13 protein-coding genes are annotated in these 16,285 nt (G+C 61.0%); 3 read left to right on the forward strand and 10 right to left on the reverse strand.

The genetic code is table 11. From position 1 onward, the window contains the following. Nucleotides 1–389 precede the first annotated feature (389 nt). Nucleotides 390–689: a hypothetical protein gene (locus tag HTT03_RS04115; protein ID WP_174858592.1), complete on the forward strand. Its 300-nt coding sequence runs from the start codon at nt 390–392 to the stop codon at nt 687–689. A 3-nt stretch (nt 690–692) separates the two neighbouring features. Here the strand turns inward: HTT03_RS04115 and HTT03_RS04120 are convergent, their stop codons facing one another. From HTT03_RS04120 to HTT03_RS04160, 9 genes are all read right to left on the reverse strand, one after another. Further along, complete coding sequence (locus tag HTT03_RS04120; protein WP_174858593.1) at nt 693–1,469, reverse strand: enoyl-CoA hydratase-related protein; 777 nt, start codon at nt 1,467–1,469, stop codon at nt 693–695. 69 nt (nt 1,470–1,538) lie between these two features. Beyond that, a complete protein-coding gene (locus HTT03_RS04125) occupies nt 1,539–1,991 on the reverse strand; it encodes a cytochrome c-type biogenesis protein (protein WP_174858594.1) in 453 nt (150 codons plus the stop codon). Then, entirely contained in the window at nt 1,988–3,952 is a 1,965-nt protein-coding gene (locus HTT03_RS04130; RefSeq protein WP_174858595.1) for a heme lyase CcmF/NrfE family subunit, read from the reverse strand. The genes HTT03_RS04125 and HTT03_RS04130 overlap by 4 nt, the downstream gene beginning before the upstream one ends. 60 nt (nt 3,953–4,012) lie before the next feature. Beyond that, on the reverse strand, nt 4,013–4,603 hold the full coding sequence (locus HTT03_RS04135) for a holin family protein (RefSeq protein ID WP_174858596.1): 591 nt from the start codon (nt 4,601–4,603) through the stop codon (nt 4,013–4,015). Next, entirely contained in the window at nt 4,594–5,205 is a 612-nt protein-coding gene (locus HTT03_RS04140) for a holin-associated N-acetylmuramidase (protein ID WP_174858597.1), read from the reverse strand. The genes HTT03_RS04135 and HTT03_RS04140 overlap by 10 nt, the downstream gene beginning before the upstream one ends. Before the next feature lie 83 nt (nt 5,206–5,288). Further along, a complete protein-coding gene (gene ccmE, locus HTT03_RS04145) occupies nt 5,289–5,732 on the reverse strand; it encodes a cytochrome c maturation protein CcmE (protein ID WP_174858598.1) in 444 nt (147 codons plus the stop codon). A 7-nt stretch (nt 5,733–5,739) separates the two neighbouring features. Next, entirely contained in the window at nt 5,740–6,768 is a 1,029-nt protein-coding gene (gene argC / locus HTT03_RS04150) for an N-acetyl-gamma-glutamyl-phosphate reductase (protein ID WP_174858599.1), read from the reverse strand. A 36-nt stretch (nt 6,769–6,804) separates the two neighbouring features. Beyond that, nucleotides 6,805–7,614: a glutamate racemase gene (murI, locus tag HTT03_RS04155; RefSeq protein WP_174858600.1), complete on the reverse strand. Its 810-nt coding sequence runs from the start codon at nt 7,612–7,614 to the stop codon at nt 6,805–6,807. 226 nt (nt 7,615–7,840) lie between these two features. Next, nucleotides 7,841–11,254 (reverse strand): indolepyruvate ferredoxin oxidoreductase family protein, encoded by a 3,414-nt coding sequence (locus HTT03_RS04160; RefSeq protein ID WP_174858601.1) that lies wholly within the window; start codon nt 11,252–11,254, stop codon nt 7,841–7,843. Nucleotides 11,255–11,422: 168 nt separating this feature from the next. On the opposite strand from HTT03_RS04160, the gene HTT03_RS04165 reads away from it, so the two are divergent. Further along, nucleotides 11,423–12,334 carry a LysR family transcriptional regulator gene (locus HTT03_RS04165; RefSeq protein ID WP_174858602.1) on the forward strand — a complete coding sequence of 304 codons (912 nt, stop codon included), beginning with the start codon at nt 11,423–11,425 and terminating at the stop codon, nt 12,332–12,334. A 299-nt stretch (nt 12,335–12,633) separates the two neighbouring features. After that, nucleotides 12,634–14,793 carry a phosphoribosylformylglycinamidine synthase subunit PurL gene (gene purL / locus HTT03_RS04170; RefSeq protein WP_174858603.1) on the forward strand — a complete coding sequence of 720 codons (2,160 nt, stop codon included), beginning with the start codon at nt 12,634–12,636 and terminating at the stop codon, nt 14,791–14,793. A gap of 217 nt (nt 14,794–15,010) precedes the next feature. Here purL and HTT03_RS04175 read toward each other — a convergent pair whose 3' ends face one another. Beyond that, the gene (locus tag HTT03_RS04175) at nt 15,011–16,285 is read right to left on the reverse strand and encodes a vWA domain-containing protein (RefSeq protein ID WP_174858604.1); all 1,275 of its coding nucleotides are present in this window, start codon (nt 16,283–16,285) and stop codon (nt 15,011–15,013) included.

Below are 16,285 nucleotides of genomic sequence, written 5' to 3' on the forward strand. Positions count from 1 at the left end.
TTTTTTTAAGCGGTCTTAAACCGTTGTTGCCACCACGGCGACAATCAGACGTGGCGCCCTGCCCTGCACGAATCGCAGGTGCACGGGCCTAACAGTTAAGCTTTCCGCAATCCGCCCGGAAAAGCGCGAATGTTTCCAAGCGTTTTGCCAGTTTCGAAACACCGCCTGCCAAAATAAGGCTAATTTTAGGCATTGTTGCGCGCTGGTTTACAATAATTCCGCCCGCTTGACCCGATTCACAACTTCCCGTTACCGTTAAGCTTAACGCCTCTTTCCGGGGTCGCATTGTTGCAGTGTTCGCGGGCAATCCTGTGGCGGCGCTATGGCAGCTTACCCGGACTCGATAAACCCGCAGTGGCGAATGCCGCCTCAACACCAAGGATTGCGCTATGGCCGTATTAGATCGGACAAAGAGGCTTCGCTGGGACTGCGCGGTTGGCCTGACGCAGCCCTCCTCCGGCGACGTACCGGCACCGCATGGCGCGCTGGTGCCGGACACACAGCATGATTGCGATCAAATCGCCGTGGTCTACGACAAGGGACAAAGGCCGCCCAAGATCACCATCCGGCGCGTGTCGGGGTCGGTGCATACCGTTCTGGCGGATGGTGTCGCTGTGGCGGTGGTGGCGCGGGCCGGTGGCCCGGCGCCTTCGGCAAAAGATGTTTTGCTCGTCGAACGCAGTTGCTAGCCCTTAGCGTCCTTCGAATTTTGGCGCACGCTTTTCAGTAAACGCCCTGACCCCCTCCATGAAGTCATGCGACTTGCCGCATTTCCCTTGGGCTTTGGCCTCCAGCGTCAATTGATCCTCAAAACCGTTGTCCCAGCTTGCCCGGATCGCCCGTTTTGCTTCGGCATAGGCTGCTGTCGGCCCTGCCGCCAACTGCGCGGCCTTCGCCCGCCAATGCGCATCAAACTCCGCATCGGGCACCGCTTGCCAGATCATGCCCCAGTCATCGGCCTGCTGCGCGGTGATCTTGTCTGCGAAAAGCGCGGCCCCCATGGCCTTTGCCATGCCCATTTGGCGCGGCAAGACATAGGTGCCGCCCGCGTCTGGGATCAGCCCAATGCGGGTGAATGCCTGCATGAAGTACGCGCTTTCGCTGGCGAAAACCACATCCGTGGCCAAGGCTAGATTAGCCCCCGCGCCCGCCGCTGCGCCGTTCACAGCGGCGATGGTCGGCACCGGACAGTTGACGATCGCCCGCAGCATCGGCGCATATTCCTCGTCAAGGGTTTGCTCAAGATCGATGGCAGCGCCGCCTGCCCGATCCCCGAGATCCTGCCCCGAGCAAAACGCGCGTCCCGCCCCGGTCAGCACGACAACGCGCCCTTCCTCGCCACCCTGCGTCACCGCTTGGGTAATCTCAGCCCGCATCTGCGTGGTCAGCGCGTTCATCTTGTCCGCGCGGTTGAGGGTGATCAATGCGATGCCATCGTTCAGCGCATAGGTGATCGTTTCATAGCTCATCAGGATACCTCGATATTTGCTTGGCCGCAGCATAGCAAAGCCCGTCGGCGCGACCAGAAGAACTGCGCGTCAGCGATTGAGAATATCGCGCAGCCGGGCCTCTTCTTCTGCGTTAAGCGGCGCTTCTGTCGCCGCCTTGCCGCCTGCGCGACCTCGAAGATAGACCAGCCCAAGCCCACCAGCCAGCAAGAGCATCAGCGGCCCTGCCCCCCAAAGCAACCAGTTCGCCCCGGTGGCACGCGGATTGAGCAAGACATATTCGCCGTAGCGGCCAACGATGAAATCGACTGCCTCCTCATCACTGTCGCCCGCCACCAAACGTTCGCGAAGCAAAAGGCGCAGGTCACGGGCAAGGCTCGCGTTGCTCTCATCAATGCTTTCGTTCCGGCAAACGAGGCAGCGCAGCCCTTGGCTCAACTCGCGTGCGCGGGCTTCCAAGGCAGGATCGTCCAACACTTCGTCAGGCTGGACCGCCCAGAGGGGGCTGGCGAGTAGGGTCAGGATCAGCAGCAGTCGTTTCATTCCGCAGGCACCCCTTCGGGCTGTTTGCGCGCCCCTGCGGCCACCCGAAAGCGCCGGTCACTAAGGCTCAGCAGTCCCCCAAGGGCCATTAAGGCGCAGCCGATCCAGATCCAGTTCGTCATCGGCTTGATGTAGGTCCGCACGGCCCAACCGCCGCCATCCTGCGCGTCGCCGATAACCACATAGACGTCCCGCGCGAGGTTGTAGTCGATCGCCGCCTCAGTGGTGGGCATCTGCGCCACCGGGTAGAAACGTTTCTCGGGTCGCAGGGTCGCGATTTTCGCGCCGTCTTGTGCCAAAGTCAGTTCTGCGATGGTGGTGAGGTAGTTTGGACCGCGCTCTTCACGCACTTCGTTCAGCGTGAGCGTGTAGCTGCCGACGTCAAATGGTGTGTCGATCTGCGCCACGCGGATGTCGTCCACCGCCCAAGCCATCAGCCCCGCGATCCCCGCCATGGTCACACCAAGGCCGCCATGCGCTGTGGCTTTGCCCCAATCCGCACGCGGAAGACGCCGCAACCGGCGCAGCTTGCCCGGCCCGCGGCCCAACCGCTGCATCAGGTCAACAACCGTGCCCATGACCAGCCAGGCGCCAAGGAACATACCGATTGGCCCCAAAAGCCCACGCCCGCTCTGCATGGCAAAGGCCAGCCCACCGAGCGCCAGCGCAAGAACGAAGGCATAGCGCAGCGGATAAAGGGCGCGCATGATCTTGGCCCGTTTCCACGGCATCGCACTGCCAATCGGCAGGATCAGCCCGAGCGCTACCATGAAAGGAGTAAACGCAGCGTTAAAGAAAGGCGGCCCCACGCTCAGCTTACGGTCAAGGAACATCTCAGCGACCAGTGGCCACATGGTGCCGACGAAGACCACAAAACAGGCCACCGCCAGCAGCAGGTTGTTCACCACCAGCGCGGTCTCACGGCTTAGCAGGCCAAAGACGCCCTTGGCCTCCAACACGCTGGCGCGCATCGAATAAAGCACCAAAGCGCCACCTGTGAAAAAACCAAGGATCGCGAGGATAAAGACCCCACGCTCAGGGTCATTGGCAAAGGCGTGAACCGAGGTCAGCAGGCCCGAGCGCACGATAAACGTCCCGATCAGCGAAAAGCCAAACGCCAAGATCGCAAGAAGGATCGTCCAGCTTTTCAAACTCTCGCGTTTCTCGACCACAATGGCCGAATGCAGCAGCGCGGCGGCCAAGAGCCACGGCATGAAGGAGGCATTCTCGACCGGGTCCCAGAACCAGAACCCACCCCAGCCCAGCTCGTAATAGGCCCACCACGAGCCAAGCGCGATGCCGATGGTCAAAAACACCCAAGCCGCCAGTGTCCAAGGCCGAACCCAACGGCCCCACGCCGCGTCCACACGGCCTTCGATCAACGCTGCGACGGCGAAACTAAACGACATGCTCAGGCCGACATAGCCGAGGTAAAGAAAGGGAGGGTGGAAGGCCAAACCGGGGTCTTGCAACAGCGGGTTCAGGTCTTGCCCGTCAAAAGGCGGCGTGCCCATGCGCAAAAACGGGTTGGAGGTAAAAAGGATGAACGCCAAAAACGCCACCCCAATCGCCGCCTGAACCGAGAGCACCCGCGCCCGCAAACGCGGCGGCAAATTGCCGCCGAACCAAGCGGCCATAGCACCAAACAGTGCCACGATCAGTACCCAAAGCAGCATGGATCCTTCGTGGTTGCCCCATGTGCCGCTGATTTTATAGAGCATCGGCTTGGCCGAGTGACTATTGGCCACCACCAGACGCAAGCTGAAATCCGAGGTGATAAAGGCCCACATCAGCGCGCCAAAGCTCAGCGCGATCAGGGCAAACTGTGCGCCTGCCGCAGGCTCGGCCACCGCCATCCAACTCGCACGGCCGCGCCATGCGCCCCACATCGGCACCACCATCTGTACCAAGGCCACGCCAAAAGCGAGCACCAGCGCGAAATGTCCAAGTTCTGTAATCATGGGCCGAACTATAGGGGGCCAGCGCCCCCTAAGCCATGCCAAATTACGCGGGGAAGATGGTCAATCGGTCGCAGCTAACGCCCGGCTGCGACGCCATGCATCGAGTGCCGGATTGTCGGAGGGCTCCAATGCGGCAAGGGTCAGACGGCTGTCTTTTCCAGTGTTCGCGACCTGCGGGGTATCGGTCCTCAGCGTCCGCAGCGCTTCGATATTGTTGACCACCTGCGGCACCCGCGTGATCGTCCCGACGATGGCTTGCTGAAACGCCTGTGCCTTGGCCTGTTGCCGGGCACCAAAGTAGAAGGAAACGATCACGCCCAAGAGCCACCAGAGCGGCTCTGGCACCAAGGCGATGCCCTGCATACGCTCGGCAAACCACAGTGGATTGATCATCGCCGTCACAAACAGCCCCAAGGTGCCAAGCGCCAACATCGGGCGCGGCAGGCGGTTAACCCCATCCATAAAGCGGTCAAATCCACCTTGCCGCGCCACGGCGAACTCCGCCCCATATTGCGCCATGGCTTGACCCTGAACAGTATGCGCACGCTCTGCGCTCGCTTCGGCGTTTTCGCGGAACACTTCGACGGTGTCGCGCACAATGTTACGCTCGCCGCCGAAAACCATTGTAAAGATACGTTCGATCAACCCCATGCTGCCACCCTCTGCACGAATGCCGCCGGTGTCATATGATATTGCGGTGCGATAAACTCTTCGGCCCGACGGATCCAACCACCTTTGCCCCCCGCCTGATTGCGCGCATATTTGCGGCTTGCGGGGCGGCGGTCGGCCAGACGGAAATAGTAATTGCGCCGGGCAATACCGTAGGCATCGACCAGATGATCTGGCGCGGCACGCAGCGCCCCATGCGCGGCGCGTATGGTCTGGGGGCCAATAGCGCCGTCGACAGCGATATCGTGACCCATTTCTCGTAGCAGCTGTTGCAGGATCTTAACGGCGTTGCTCCCGGCGTTCACATACATATCAAAGACGCTCGCCTGAAGCGGCTCAGGCAGTTCCGCGATCAGCGGTGCGTCAAAGTAATGTTTGATAAAAATATCCACCGCCTGGGCTTGGCTCAGGCTGCGCACGTCCGAGAGATCGACCTGCCCATCTCCGGTCAGGTCCAGCCCCAGCCGCCGCATTGTGTGAATGGTGACACCAAAATTCGTCGCCCCGCCCGGATCGTCCGGGTCATTCACAAACCCGCCCTCGCGGGCGACAATTGCTTGGGCGATCTCTTTGACTGACTGCATCTCTGCCCTCCTGTTCTGCGCTAGAACAGGCTGAAGAGGAACGGTTAACACACCGTCTGCGCAACGTGCGCAGCAGAGCTAGATCAGCTATCGCCCTCGCGGTAGACACCCTGCGCCTTCAGCGCATCCGTCACCTCTTTGGGCATGTAGGTTTCATCGTGTTTGGCAAGGATTTCAGAGGCTACAAAGACGCCGCTCACATAGCGCCCGGTCCCGACCATCCCTTGGTTTTCCTCAAAAAGATCCGGCAGCACGCCAGTAAATACGACCGGCACAGACGCGCCGCCATCGGTGACAGAAAAGCGGATCGACTCACCCTGCCCGCGTTTGAGCGAGCCTTCTTCGACCAGTCCCCCGATGCGGAACACCTCTGTCGGTCCGGGTGGCTCTGCGATGACTTGGCTCGGCGCACGGAAATAGTTGATACCGTCCCGTAACGCATAGCCGATCAGCGCGGTCGACAGCACCAGTGCAACGGCTGCCACTGCGATGATCTGGATGCGACGTTGTTTCTTAAGGCTTTTCATAACGCCCTCATGGGAAGAGCGGAGCCATCATTAGCCCCTCGGTTTCATCCAACCCCAGCATCAGATTGGCGTTCTGCAACGCCTGCCCGCTGGAGCCTTTGGTCAGATTGTCGAGCGCCGCGACCACGGTGGCGCGGCCGGCCTGACGGTCCGCCACGACGCCGATATGGCAAAAGTTCGAGCCGCGCACATGCCGCGTGCTGGGGGCTTCGCCCAAGGGGAGCACTTTGATAAAGGGTTCTTCGGCATATGCGGTTTTCAGAGTGTCATGAATGGCTTGCGCGTCACCCTTAACGTAACAGGTCGCCAGAATACCCCGGTTTGCTGGCACAAGATGCGGGGTGAATTGCACCTGAACGGGCCGACCCGCAATGGCGGAGAACTCCTGATCGAACTCGCCTAAATGCCGGTGCGTGCTGCCGAGCGCATAGGCATGATACCCCTCGCTCAGCTCCGCATGCAGCAAGTTTTCTTTCAGCGAGCGCCCCGCCCCGGATACCGCGCATTTCAGGTCTAGTATGATGTCATCAAGATCAATCACGCCTGCAGCGATCAGCGGGCGCAGAGCAAATTGCCCGGTGGCTGCATTGCACCCGGTGCCCGCCACCAACCGCGCGGCGGCGATTTCTTTGCGGTAGAACTCGGTCAGACCGTAGACCGCCTCTTTCTGCTGCTCGACCGCGGCATGGGCGTTGCCGTACCATTTTTCATAAGCCTCAGGGTCGCGCAGGCGGAAGTCGGCGGAGAGGTCAACGATCTTCAGGTCCTTCGGCAGCGCCGAGATCACCTCCTGCGACGTCTTATGCGGTAGAGCACAGAAGCACAGGTCAATCTGCGAAAAATCGATCTCGTCGATCGTGACCAACGCAGGCAGGTCAAGATGCCGCAAATGTGGGAAAACGTCAGCCATGCGTTGACCCGCCTTGGAGTTCGCGCCCAAAGCGGCAATGCGCATTGACGAATGACCAGCAACAAGCCGGATAAGCTCTGCCCCGGTATAGCCGGAAGCGCCAAGGATTGCGATGTTCTGGGTCATGGTTTGCCCCTCGTTCGGACGGTAATTACAGCAGGCTCAGGCGGCGGTGAAGGTGATCTGACGTCGCAGGAACTGCGTGGCACGGTCGCTCACACGGGCCGGATCGCCGGTGGTGAGGAATGCCGCTTCGCCCTTGCCGATCATTTCAGGACGCCGCTCAAGGTAATCCGCGAGCGACTCTGCCACCAATTCCGCTTGGGAGAACACTTGAACCTGCGGCCCGAGTGCGGCCTGAAATGCCTCTTGCAGCAGGGGGTAATGGGTGCACCCCAGAATGGCGGCATCCGGCTCTGGCATTTTTCGTTTGAGCGCATCGACATGGCTGCGCACCAGCGCTTCGGCAAGGATCATATCGCCCTCTTCGATGGCATCCACCACGCCGCCGCAGGCCTGCGCTTCGACGTCTACGCCAATGGCGCGGAAGGACAATTCGCGTTGGAAAGCGCGGCTCGACACTGTGGCGGGCGTGGCAAAAAGCGCCACATGGTTCACCGCAACCTCGCGCGGCGGGGAGTTGTCGCCCCACTGCCGCTCGGTCATTGCCTCAATCAGTGGCACAAAGACGCCCAGCACGCGCTTATCGCGCGGCACCCAGGTCTCTTGCATCCGCCGCAGCGCCGCCGCTGATGCCGTGTTGCAGGCCAGAACGACCAAATCACAGCCCGCATCGAACAACCGCTGTACCGCAGCGCAGGTCAGCTCATATATATCGTCCGGCTTGCGTACGCCGTATGGCGCATGGGCGCTGTCAGCGAGATAGACAAAATCGACGTCAGGAAGACGCTCTTGCACCTTGGCCCAAACGGTCAGCCCGCCGAGACCGGAATCGAAAATACCAACTGCCATGGTTCGTTGTCACCTAAACTGGGGCCGGACCTGCCCGGCTTCAGGAGACTCATAAGAGGCTTTGGCAGGGAAATCCATGGGCGCCGTGGCATGTTCCGCAGGGCGACCACGTCCACCTGTCACCTAAGCATCACCAGCCAAAACAAAAGCGCCAGACCCGTCGTAGGTCTGGCGCTTTGCCACAGTCATCGCGCCCCAGTCGCGGGCGATTAACTTTCGCAGGTGATTACTCCGCCGCCTTGGCCGTTGCGGTGCCACCCGCGCGGATCACCGCCAGCAGTTCCTCGCGGCGTTTGGCGGCTTTCAACTCGGCAGCCTGTTTCACCGGCCCGAACCCGCGAATTTGCAAGGGCAGTTCCGCCAAGGCCACAATTGCCTCACGCGTTTGATCGGTCAGCTTGGGCAGCACCTCGGCCATATCCGCTTCATATTGTTTGATCAGCGCCCGCTCCATCTTGCGCTCAGCGGTATAGCCGAAGGGATCAAAGGGCGTGCCGCGCAAGCCCTTGAACTTGGCCATGACCCGCAGCGGCCCTTCGAGCCACTGGCCGAACTCGCGTTTCTGCGGACGGCCATTTGGCCCCATCTTGGACAGCAGCGGCGGCGCCATGTGGAAGGTCATTTTAAAGTCGCCGTCAAACTCAGCCCGCGCCTTGTCGCGGCTGGTGATGAGCAGACGCGCGACTTCGTATTCGTCCTTGTAGCTCAACAGCTTATGATAGCCCAAAGCCACTGCCGCTTTGACGTCACGATCTTCAATCCCGTCGAGCATCTTAGCGTAACGCTTCGCCAATCCGCTGCCTTGATAGGCGGTCAGATGGTTCTTGCGGAAGGCGATTTTGTCGTTAAGCGACTTGGGCAGTTCCACCACTTTCGGCTGGCTGACTGCTTTTGCATCCTCAGGATAAAGCACCGCCCAACGGCCAATCTCAAAGGCCCGCATATTGCGCTCAACAGCGGCCCCATTCATGCGGATTGCTTCGTGCAGGCTCTCCAAGGTCAACGGCAGCAAGCCCCGCTGCCACGCCGCGCCAAAGATCATCATGTTGGAAAAGATCGAGTCGCCCAAAGCCGCTTTGGCCAGATCAGAGGCGTCGAACATCGCCACATCGTCCTTCAACCGCGCCTCCAATGCCAAGGACAAACGGTCGTAGGGCATCTGGAATTCGGTATCGCGGGTGAAATCGCCGGTGATAATCTGATGCGAGTTCACAACGGCCCCGGTGCGGCCAGCACGGGTCAGCCCCAGCGTCTTGTGGCCCGCCGAGACCACCAGATCGCCACCGATCAGCGCATGGGCCTCGCCCGTGGCCACACGGATCGCGCTGATGTCCTCAGGCCGCTCAGCCAAACGGCAATGGATATGCACCGCACCGCCCTTCTGCGCGAGACCGGCCATCTCCATCATGCCCGCACCCTTGCCATCTAATTGTGCCGCCTGCGCCAGCAACGCGCCGATGGTCACAACGCCAGTGCCGCCCACGCCGGTGATGACGACGTTATGAGTGCCGTTGATTTCTGGCAGGTCAGGCATCGGCAGATCGGGGATGGTCAGTTCTGTGGTGGGGTCTTTACGCACCTTCGCGCCTTCCAGCGTCAGGAAGGAAGGGCAGAAGCCGTCGAGGCAGGAGAAGTCCTTATTGCAGGAGGATTGGTCAATCGCCCGCTTGCGGCCCAACTCGGTCTCATTGGGCACTACGGCCACACAGTTGGATTGCACGCCACAATCGCCGCAGCCCTCACAGACGTCCTCATTAATAAACACCCGCTTGTCCGGATCGGGGAACAGTCCGCGCTTGCGGCGGCGGCGTTTTTCGGCGGCGCAGGTCTGAATATAGACAATTGCGCTGACGCCCTCATGCTCCCGGTAGGCCTTTTGAACATTGGGCATCTCGGCCCGCTCATGCACTTCAACGCCTTTGAAGCGCGTGAGGTCGACATCTTCTTTCTCGTCATAGACCACGGCGATGTTCTTCACGCCCATCGCTTTGAGTTCTTCGACGATGCGGTACGCGTCGAGATCGCCCTCATTATGCTGGCCGCCCGTCATGGCAACCGCATCATTGTAGAGGATTTTGTAGGTGATATTGGTCCCCGCCGCGATGGCCGCGCGGATCGCCTGCACGCCGGAGTGGTTGTAGGTGCCGTCGCCAAGGTTCTGGAACACGTGTTTGGTGTTGGAGAACGGCGCCTCCCCGATCCAGTTCGCGCCCTCGCCGCCCATATGGGTAAAGCCGGTGGTCTCGCGGTCCATCCACTGCACCATATAGTGACAGCCGATGCCCGCGTAGGCGCGTGACCCTTCCGGCACTTTGGTCGAGGAGTTATGCGGGCAGCCTGCGCAATAGTACGGCAACCGTGCCGCTATATCCTCAGCATTGTCCGAGCGGCGTGCCTCGTTCAGCGCCTCCAGCCCGGCGCGGATGCCATCGGTTTCGCGGCCTTCTTCCAAGAGAATACCACCAATTTTCTCAGCAATCAGGATCGGGTCCAACGCGCCGCGCGTCGGGAACAGTTCCTCCCCATGCTCCATGCCCGCGCCACCCTTGTGCCAGCCATAGACGCGGCGATGGGTATCGTTGAACAGCGCTTCTTTGATCTGAATTTCGATCAGTTTGCGCTTTTCTTCAACAACCACGATCAGATCGAGCCCTTCAGCCCATTCATGGAAGCCCTGCATGTCCAACGGGAAGGTCTGGCCGATCTTATAGGTCGTGATCCCAAGCCGTTCGGCCTCGTTCTCGTCGATATTCAGCAGGCTCAACGCATGGACCAAATCAAGCCAGTTCTTACCCGCAGCCGCAAAGCCAATCTTGGCCCCGCGCTTGCCCCACATTCGTTTGTCCATCTTGTTGGCGTGCGAAAACGCCTCCGCCGCGAAACGCTTGTAGTCGATCATCCGCGCCTCTTGCAGGTGCGGCGTGTCGCCCAAGCGGATGCTCAAGCCGCCATCGGGCATGTCAAAATCTGGCGTGATCAGTTTCATCCGGTTCGGATCGCCGTTGACGACACTGGTGGCCTCCACGGTGTCCTTCATCGTCTTCAGGCCAACCCAGAGGCCAGAGAACCGGCTCAGCGCCCAGCCATAGATACCGTAGTCCAAGATTTCCTGCACACCGGCGGGCGAGACGACAGGCATATAGGCATCCACCATCGCCCATTCCGACTGGTGTAATACGGTGGAGGATTCGCCCGTATGGTCATCCCCCATCGCCATCAACACACCGCCGTGGGGCGAGGTGCCGGCCATATTGGCATGACGCATCACATCCCCGGTGCGGTCCACGCCCGGCCCCTTGCCGTACCACAGGCCGAAAACGCCGTCGTATTTCCCTTCGCCGCGCAGTTCCGCCTGCTGGCTCCCCCAAAGCATCGTCGCCGCGAGGTCCTCGTTCAAACCCGGCTCAAAGCGCACGTTATGCTCGGCCAATTTCTTCTCGGCCCGCTGCATTTGCAAGTCCACCGCGCCCAGTGGGCTGCCGCGATAGCCGGTCACATAGCCTGCCGTATTCAACCCCGCCGCCTTGTCGCGGGCCGATTGCATCATCATGAGCCGCACCAGCGCCTGCGTGCCGTTCAGCAGCACCGGGCTTTTCTCAAGGTCGAAACGGTCGTTGAGTGAAATCTTCTGCGTTGTCATGGCGGGCCTCCCTAGCACGTCAGTCTTGCGTCATTTGCCCCTATATAGGTCACACTTGCTGACCTGTATAGCAGGTTTTCCGCTGCGGCATCGCGCGATGCGATGCTTTGTGCTGTTTTCTCCCTGTTATTAAGATAGGAGAAAGGCTGGGCAAGGAAAGTACGCGTCATGGATTGGGACAAACTGAGAATTTTTCACGCGGTCGCGGATGCAGGGTCACTGACCCATGCGGGTGACAAGCTGAATCTGTCGCAATCCGCTGTCAGCCGGCAGATTCGCGGACTTGAGGAGCAATTGAACACCAACCTCTTCCACCGCCACGCGCGCGGGCTGATCCTGACCGAACAGGGCGAGCTTCTGTTCGACGCAACCTCGGCCATGGCCAAACGGCTCGACGCCGCCGCCGCGCGTATCCGCGACAGCGAAGAAGAGGTCTTTGGCGAGTTGCGTGTCACCACCACAACCGGTTTCGGCACCCTCTGGCTCGCCCCGCGCCTGCCCAAACTCTATGAGCAATACCCCGACCTCAAAGTCGATCTGATGCTTGAAGAGCGCGTGCTTGACCTGCCCATGCGCGAGGCCGATGTCGCGATCCGCATGAAAGAGCCAAGCCAGGCCGATCTGATCCGCAAGCGCCTGATGTCCGTGCGCATGGGGCTCTACGCCAGCCCCGAATACCTCAAGACCCATGGCACCCCAAAACGGCTCGAAGATATGGCCGATCACCGTTTGATCTGCCAGAACACCGACAGCGATCAAGTCGGCGCGGGCCTGCAACTGGTCAAAGAACTGATGATGTTCGACCTGCGCTCAATGCTAACGGTCAACAACTACTTTGGCGTCTTGCAGGGCGTGGTCCACCACCTTGGCCTTGGTGTGCTGCCTAACTATCTGATTCAGGATTTCCCCGATATCGTGCAAGTGATGCCAGACATTGAATCCGCCGAAGTGCCGGTCTATCTCGCCTACCCAGAAGAACTGCGGCAGTCCAAACGCGTGGCGGCTTTCAAAGATTTCGTTCAAAAAGAGATCATTACCTACCGCAAGCAGTGGCGTGAGCGCACCGAGGGCGAGAGCTAGACCGTCCCTAACCCGGCCCAGCCATGCAGAAAACGCATAGCGGCCATGATGACTTGCCATGTTAAATAGCCTTGATCTGAGCAGCACTGCCTCTTATTTGCTCGTTATGAAGATTGACAGCCCGAGGGCGCGTCGCTTCATACCTCCCTGTTGGACTTGGCCGAGCTTTTAGCTCGGCCTTTTTTTTGCCCATGCTTTTGGGGTGGCTGACGTCTTTCCGCCCCAAGGGGTGCAAACCCCCTTCCCCCCCGGCAATCCCCCTTGTATGAGGGCGCAAACGCGCCAGTCGGGGAATTTCCATGCAAGATCCAGCCATCACGCCTGACCTCATCGCCAGCCACGGGTTCACGCCTAGGGAATACGACGAGGTCGTCAACATCCTCGGGCGCGAGCCGAACTACACCGAGATGGGCATCTTCTCGGCCATGTGGAACGAGCATTGTTCCTACAAGTCGTCCAAGAAATGGCTCCGCACCCTGCCCACCGACGGCCCCCAAGTGATCTGCGGCCCCGGCGAGAACGCGGGCGTCGTCGACATTGGCGACGGTCAAGCGTTGGTCTTCAAGATGGAGAGCCACAACCACCCCTCCTACATCGAACCCTACCAAGGTGCTGCAACCGGCGTCGGTGGCATCCTGCGCGACGTCTTCACCATGGGTGCGCGCCCGATCGCTGCGATGAACGCGCTCAGCTTTGGCCGCCCCGACCACCCCAAGACGCGCCAGTTGGTGCATGGTGTCGTCGAAGGCATCGGTGGTTATGGCAACTGCTTCGGCGTCCCCACCGTGGGCGGCGAAGTGCGCTTTGACGCGGCCTATGACGGCAACTGTTTGGTCAACGCCTTTGCAGCGGGCCTCGCGGATGCCGACAAGATCTTCTACTCCGCCGCCTCCGGTGTCGGGATGCCGGTGGTCTATCTCGGCGCGAAAACCGGCCGCGACGGTGTCGGCGGCGCAACTATGGCGTCGGCTGAATTCGACGACACCATCGAAGAGAAACGCCCCACCGTCCAAGTCGGCGACCCTTTCACCGAAAAACGCCTGATGGAAGCCACGCTTGAGCTGATGGCCACGGGTGCCGTGATCTCGATCCAAGACATGGGCGCTGCGGGCCTCACTTGTTCGGCGGTTGAAATGGGCGACAAAGGCGGCCTCGGCGTGCGCCTCGACCTTGAAAAAGTGCCGACGCGCGAGCCGCATATGACCGCCTATGAGATGATGCTCAGCGAGAGCCAAGAGCGAATGTTGATGGTCCTGCGCCCCGAGCTTGAAGCCGAGGCCAAAGCCGTCTTCGACAAATGGGACCTCGATTTCGCCATCGTCGGTGAGACCCTGCCCGAGGACCGCTTCCTCATCTGCCTCGACGGCGAGGTGAAAGCCGACCTGCCTCTGTCGAAATTGGCCTCCACTGCACCCGAATACGACCGCCCTTGGGTCGAAACGCCCGCCGCCGCCCCTCTGACAGAGGCGCCGACCATTGATCCGATCGAAGGTCTGCGCGCGTTGATCGGCTCTGTGAACCACGCTTCCAAAGCATGGGTCTATGAGCAATATGACACGATGGTCATGGGCGACACCCTCCGCCTGCCCGGTCTTGGCGCTGGTATCGTCCGCGTCCACGGCACCAACAAGGCGCTGGCCTTCACCTCTGACGTAACCCCGCGCTATGTCAAAGCCAACCCGACCGAGGGCGGCAAACAAGCCGTGGCCGAAGCCTACCGCAACCTCTGCGCTGTAGGTGCCAAACCACTGGCCACGACTGACAACCTCAACTTCGGCAACCCCGAAAAACCCGAGATCATGGGTCAGCTCGTCGGCGCGATCAAAGGCATCGGCGCGGCGGTCGCGGCGCTCGACATGCCGATCGTATCTGGCAACGTCTCGCTTTATAATGAAACCGATGGTAAAGGCATCCTACCGACACCGACCATCGGCGCCGTGGGTCTGATCGACGACATCGACGGGGTCATTCACAACCAACTACGCGAAGGTCATGTCGCCCTGCTGATCGGCGAGGCAGGCAGCCACCTGGGCCAATCCGCGCTTCTGGCCGAAGCCATGGGTCGCCGCGAGGGCGACGCGCCGCAGGTCGATCTCGACAAAGAACGCCGCCACGGCGAATTCGTCCGCGCCCAAGCCGCGCATATCTCCGCCTGCACGGACCTTGGCGATGGCGGCCTCGCGCTCGCCGCTTTTGAACTGGCCGAAACAGCCGGCATCGGCGTTGAGGTTGAGAGCGACGACACCGCCATCCTCTTTGGCGAAGACCAAGCCCGCTATCTCATCGCCTGCACCGCCGAAGCTGCCGAGACCCTGATCGCCGCAGGTAAAGACGCGGGCATCCCGGTCACCCAAGTCGGCGCCTTCGGTGGTGAAAAGGTCAGCTTCGGCAGCGCGTCCGCCCTGCTTGCCGATCTGCGCGCCACCTACCGCAGCACCTTCGCACGGACCTTTGCCTAAAAACTCTGGTTTCGGAGCCGCCCTTGCTTGGGACCAAACGGTCGCGCGCAGGGCGGCGGGGCAAGTTAAATCGCCGAGGGGCCCCTTTAGGGGATGCGGCTATTTCGCTTGAACCGACGACAGGCGGGTGACAGGCCGGGACCGAGTAAGGGTGGCTTTGAAACCTTCTGGTTTTGGTGAGCCCCGCAGCCCCGCGCCCGCCAAGTTCAGCGCCCTTCTACCGTTCTCCCCCCGGCCCGCCGGCCGCGATGCCTGCCATCATACGTGCTTTCTCTCCCAAATCGTCAGGCCGGGAAATCGCCTCTGCCAGTGCTTCCAGCGATGCGATGGAGTGGCCTGCGCGAAAACTATCGACAAAGGGCATCATCGCACGAATGCCCGCCGCCTTCGGCGCAAAACCGTCCCAGCGAAGCAAAGGATTAAGCCAGATCACCCGCTGTGCGCTGAGCTGCAACCGTTGCATCTGCCGCGCTAGCGCCTCGGGATCGTCCCTGTCCAACCCATCGGTGATCAACAGCACAACGCTGCCGGAGCCCATCACACGGCGAGACCAATCGCGGTTAAACGCAGCCAGAGCCGCGCCAATGCGGGTACCACCCTCCCAATCCTGCGCCTGCGCCCCGGCGGCGGCGAGGGCGGCATCGACGTCGCGTGTGGTCAGATGGCGGGTGATATTGGTCAACCGCGTCCCAAAGGTAAATCCATGGACCTGCGCCCAGCCCGCGCCTTTGCGGTTGGCGACGGCATGGAGGAAATGCAAAATCACGCGGCTATATTGGCTCATAGAGCCGGAAATATCACACAACACCACAAGGTTCGGCAGACGCGGCCGCGGGCGGGTGCGGTGGAGCTTGGCCATCTCGCCCCCCCGGCGCAACGCGGCCCGCATGCTGCGCGCTGCATCAATGCGCCCCTGAGCGCAGGCGTTATGGCGTCGGCTCGGCATGGGCGGCACGGGAAGGTCAAGCCGTGCCAACATCCGTTTGGCCTGCGCCATTTCCGCAAGGCTCATTTGCTCAAAATCAAGGGTCCGGAGGCGCTCGCGGGCGGACATGGTCAGGCTAGCATCGACTTCCACCAGCGTCTCTTCGGTATCCTCAGGCGTGTCGGGTTGAGGTGCCATCGCGCCATCCAACAGCGCCTCCGCCGCGCGTTTTTCTGCGGGCGAGGCCGGGCGGTCTTCCTGCACGCCGCGGATCGCGGGCAGCATGGCGGCCATCATATGTTCCAGATAGCGCGGATCGCGCCAATAAAGGCGAAAGATCTGCGCAAAGACCCGCGACTGTTCCGGGCGGCTTACGAAACAGGCATGGAGGGTCCAGTAAAAATCGCGCCTGCTGGTAAAGCCGACCGTCGCCACCGCCTGCACTGCATCAACCACACGCCCCGGTCCGATCGACAGGCCCGCCCGGCGCAAGGCGCGGGCGAAATGAGTGATATTGCCCGCAAGTTTCGGATCATCCGGCAGGTCGAGAGGAAGCTGTTCAGCCAT

The sequence above is a fragment of the Sulfitobacter maritimus genome, assembly GCF_013346665.1.
Lineage (GTDB): Bacteria > Pseudomonadota > Alphaproteobacteria > Rhodobacterales > Rhodobacteraceae > Sulfitobacter > Sulfitobacter maritimus.

Excerpts from the sequence above, each read along its gene's own strand:
- HTT03_RS04115 (WP_174858592.1), top strand. The coding sequence starts at position 390 with ATGGCCGTATTAGATCGGACAAAGAGGCTTCGCTGGGACTGCGCGGTT.
- HTT03_RS04165 (WP_174858602.1), top strand. The coding sequence starts at position 11,423 with ATGGATTGGGACAAACTGAGAATTTTTCACGCGGTCGCGGATGCAGGG.
- HTT03_RS04120 (WP_174858593.1), bottom strand. The coding sequence starts at position 1,469 with ATGAGCTATGAAACGATCACCTATGCGCTGAACGATGGCATCGCATTG.
- HTT03_RS04175 (WP_174858604.1), bottom strand. The coding sequence starts at position 16,285 with ATGGCTGAACAGCTTCCTCTCGACCTGCCGGATGATCCGAAACTTGCG.
- purL (WP_174858603.1), top strand. The coding sequence starts at position 12,634 with ATGCAAGATCCAGCCATCACGCCTGACCTCATCGCCAGCCACGGGTTC.
- murI (WP_174858600.1), bottom strand. The coding sequence starts at position 7,614 with ATGGCAGTTGGTATTTTCGATTCCGGTCTCGGCGGGCTGACCGTTTGG.
- argC (WP_174858599.1), bottom strand. The coding sequence starts at position 6,768 with ATGACCCAGAACATCGCAATCCTTGGCGCTTCCGGCTATACCGGGGCA.
- ccmE (WP_174858598.1), bottom strand. The coding sequence starts at position 5,732 with ATGAAAAGCCTTAAGAAACAACGTCGCATCCAGATCATCGCAGTGGCA.
- HTT03_RS04140 (WP_174858597.1), bottom strand. The coding sequence starts at position 5,205 with ATGCAGTCAGTCAAAGAGATCGCCCAAGCAATTGTCGCCCGCGAGGGC.
- HTT03_RS04125 (WP_174858594.1), bottom strand. The coding sequence starts at position 1,991 with ATGAAACGACTGCTGCTGATCCTGACCCTACTCGCCAGCCCCCTCTGG.
- HTT03_RS04160 (WP_174858601.1), bottom strand. The coding sequence starts at position 11,254 with ATGACAACGCAGAAGATTTCACTCAACGACCGTTTCGACCTTGAGAAA.
- HTT03_RS04130 (WP_174858595.1), bottom strand. The coding sequence starts at position 3,952 with ATGATTACAGAACTTGGACATTTCGCGCTGGTGCTCGCTTTTGGCGTG.
- HTT03_RS04135 (WP_174858596.1), bottom strand. The coding sequence starts at position 4,603 with ATGGGGTTGATCGAACGTATCTTTACAATGGTTTTCGGCGGCGAGCGT.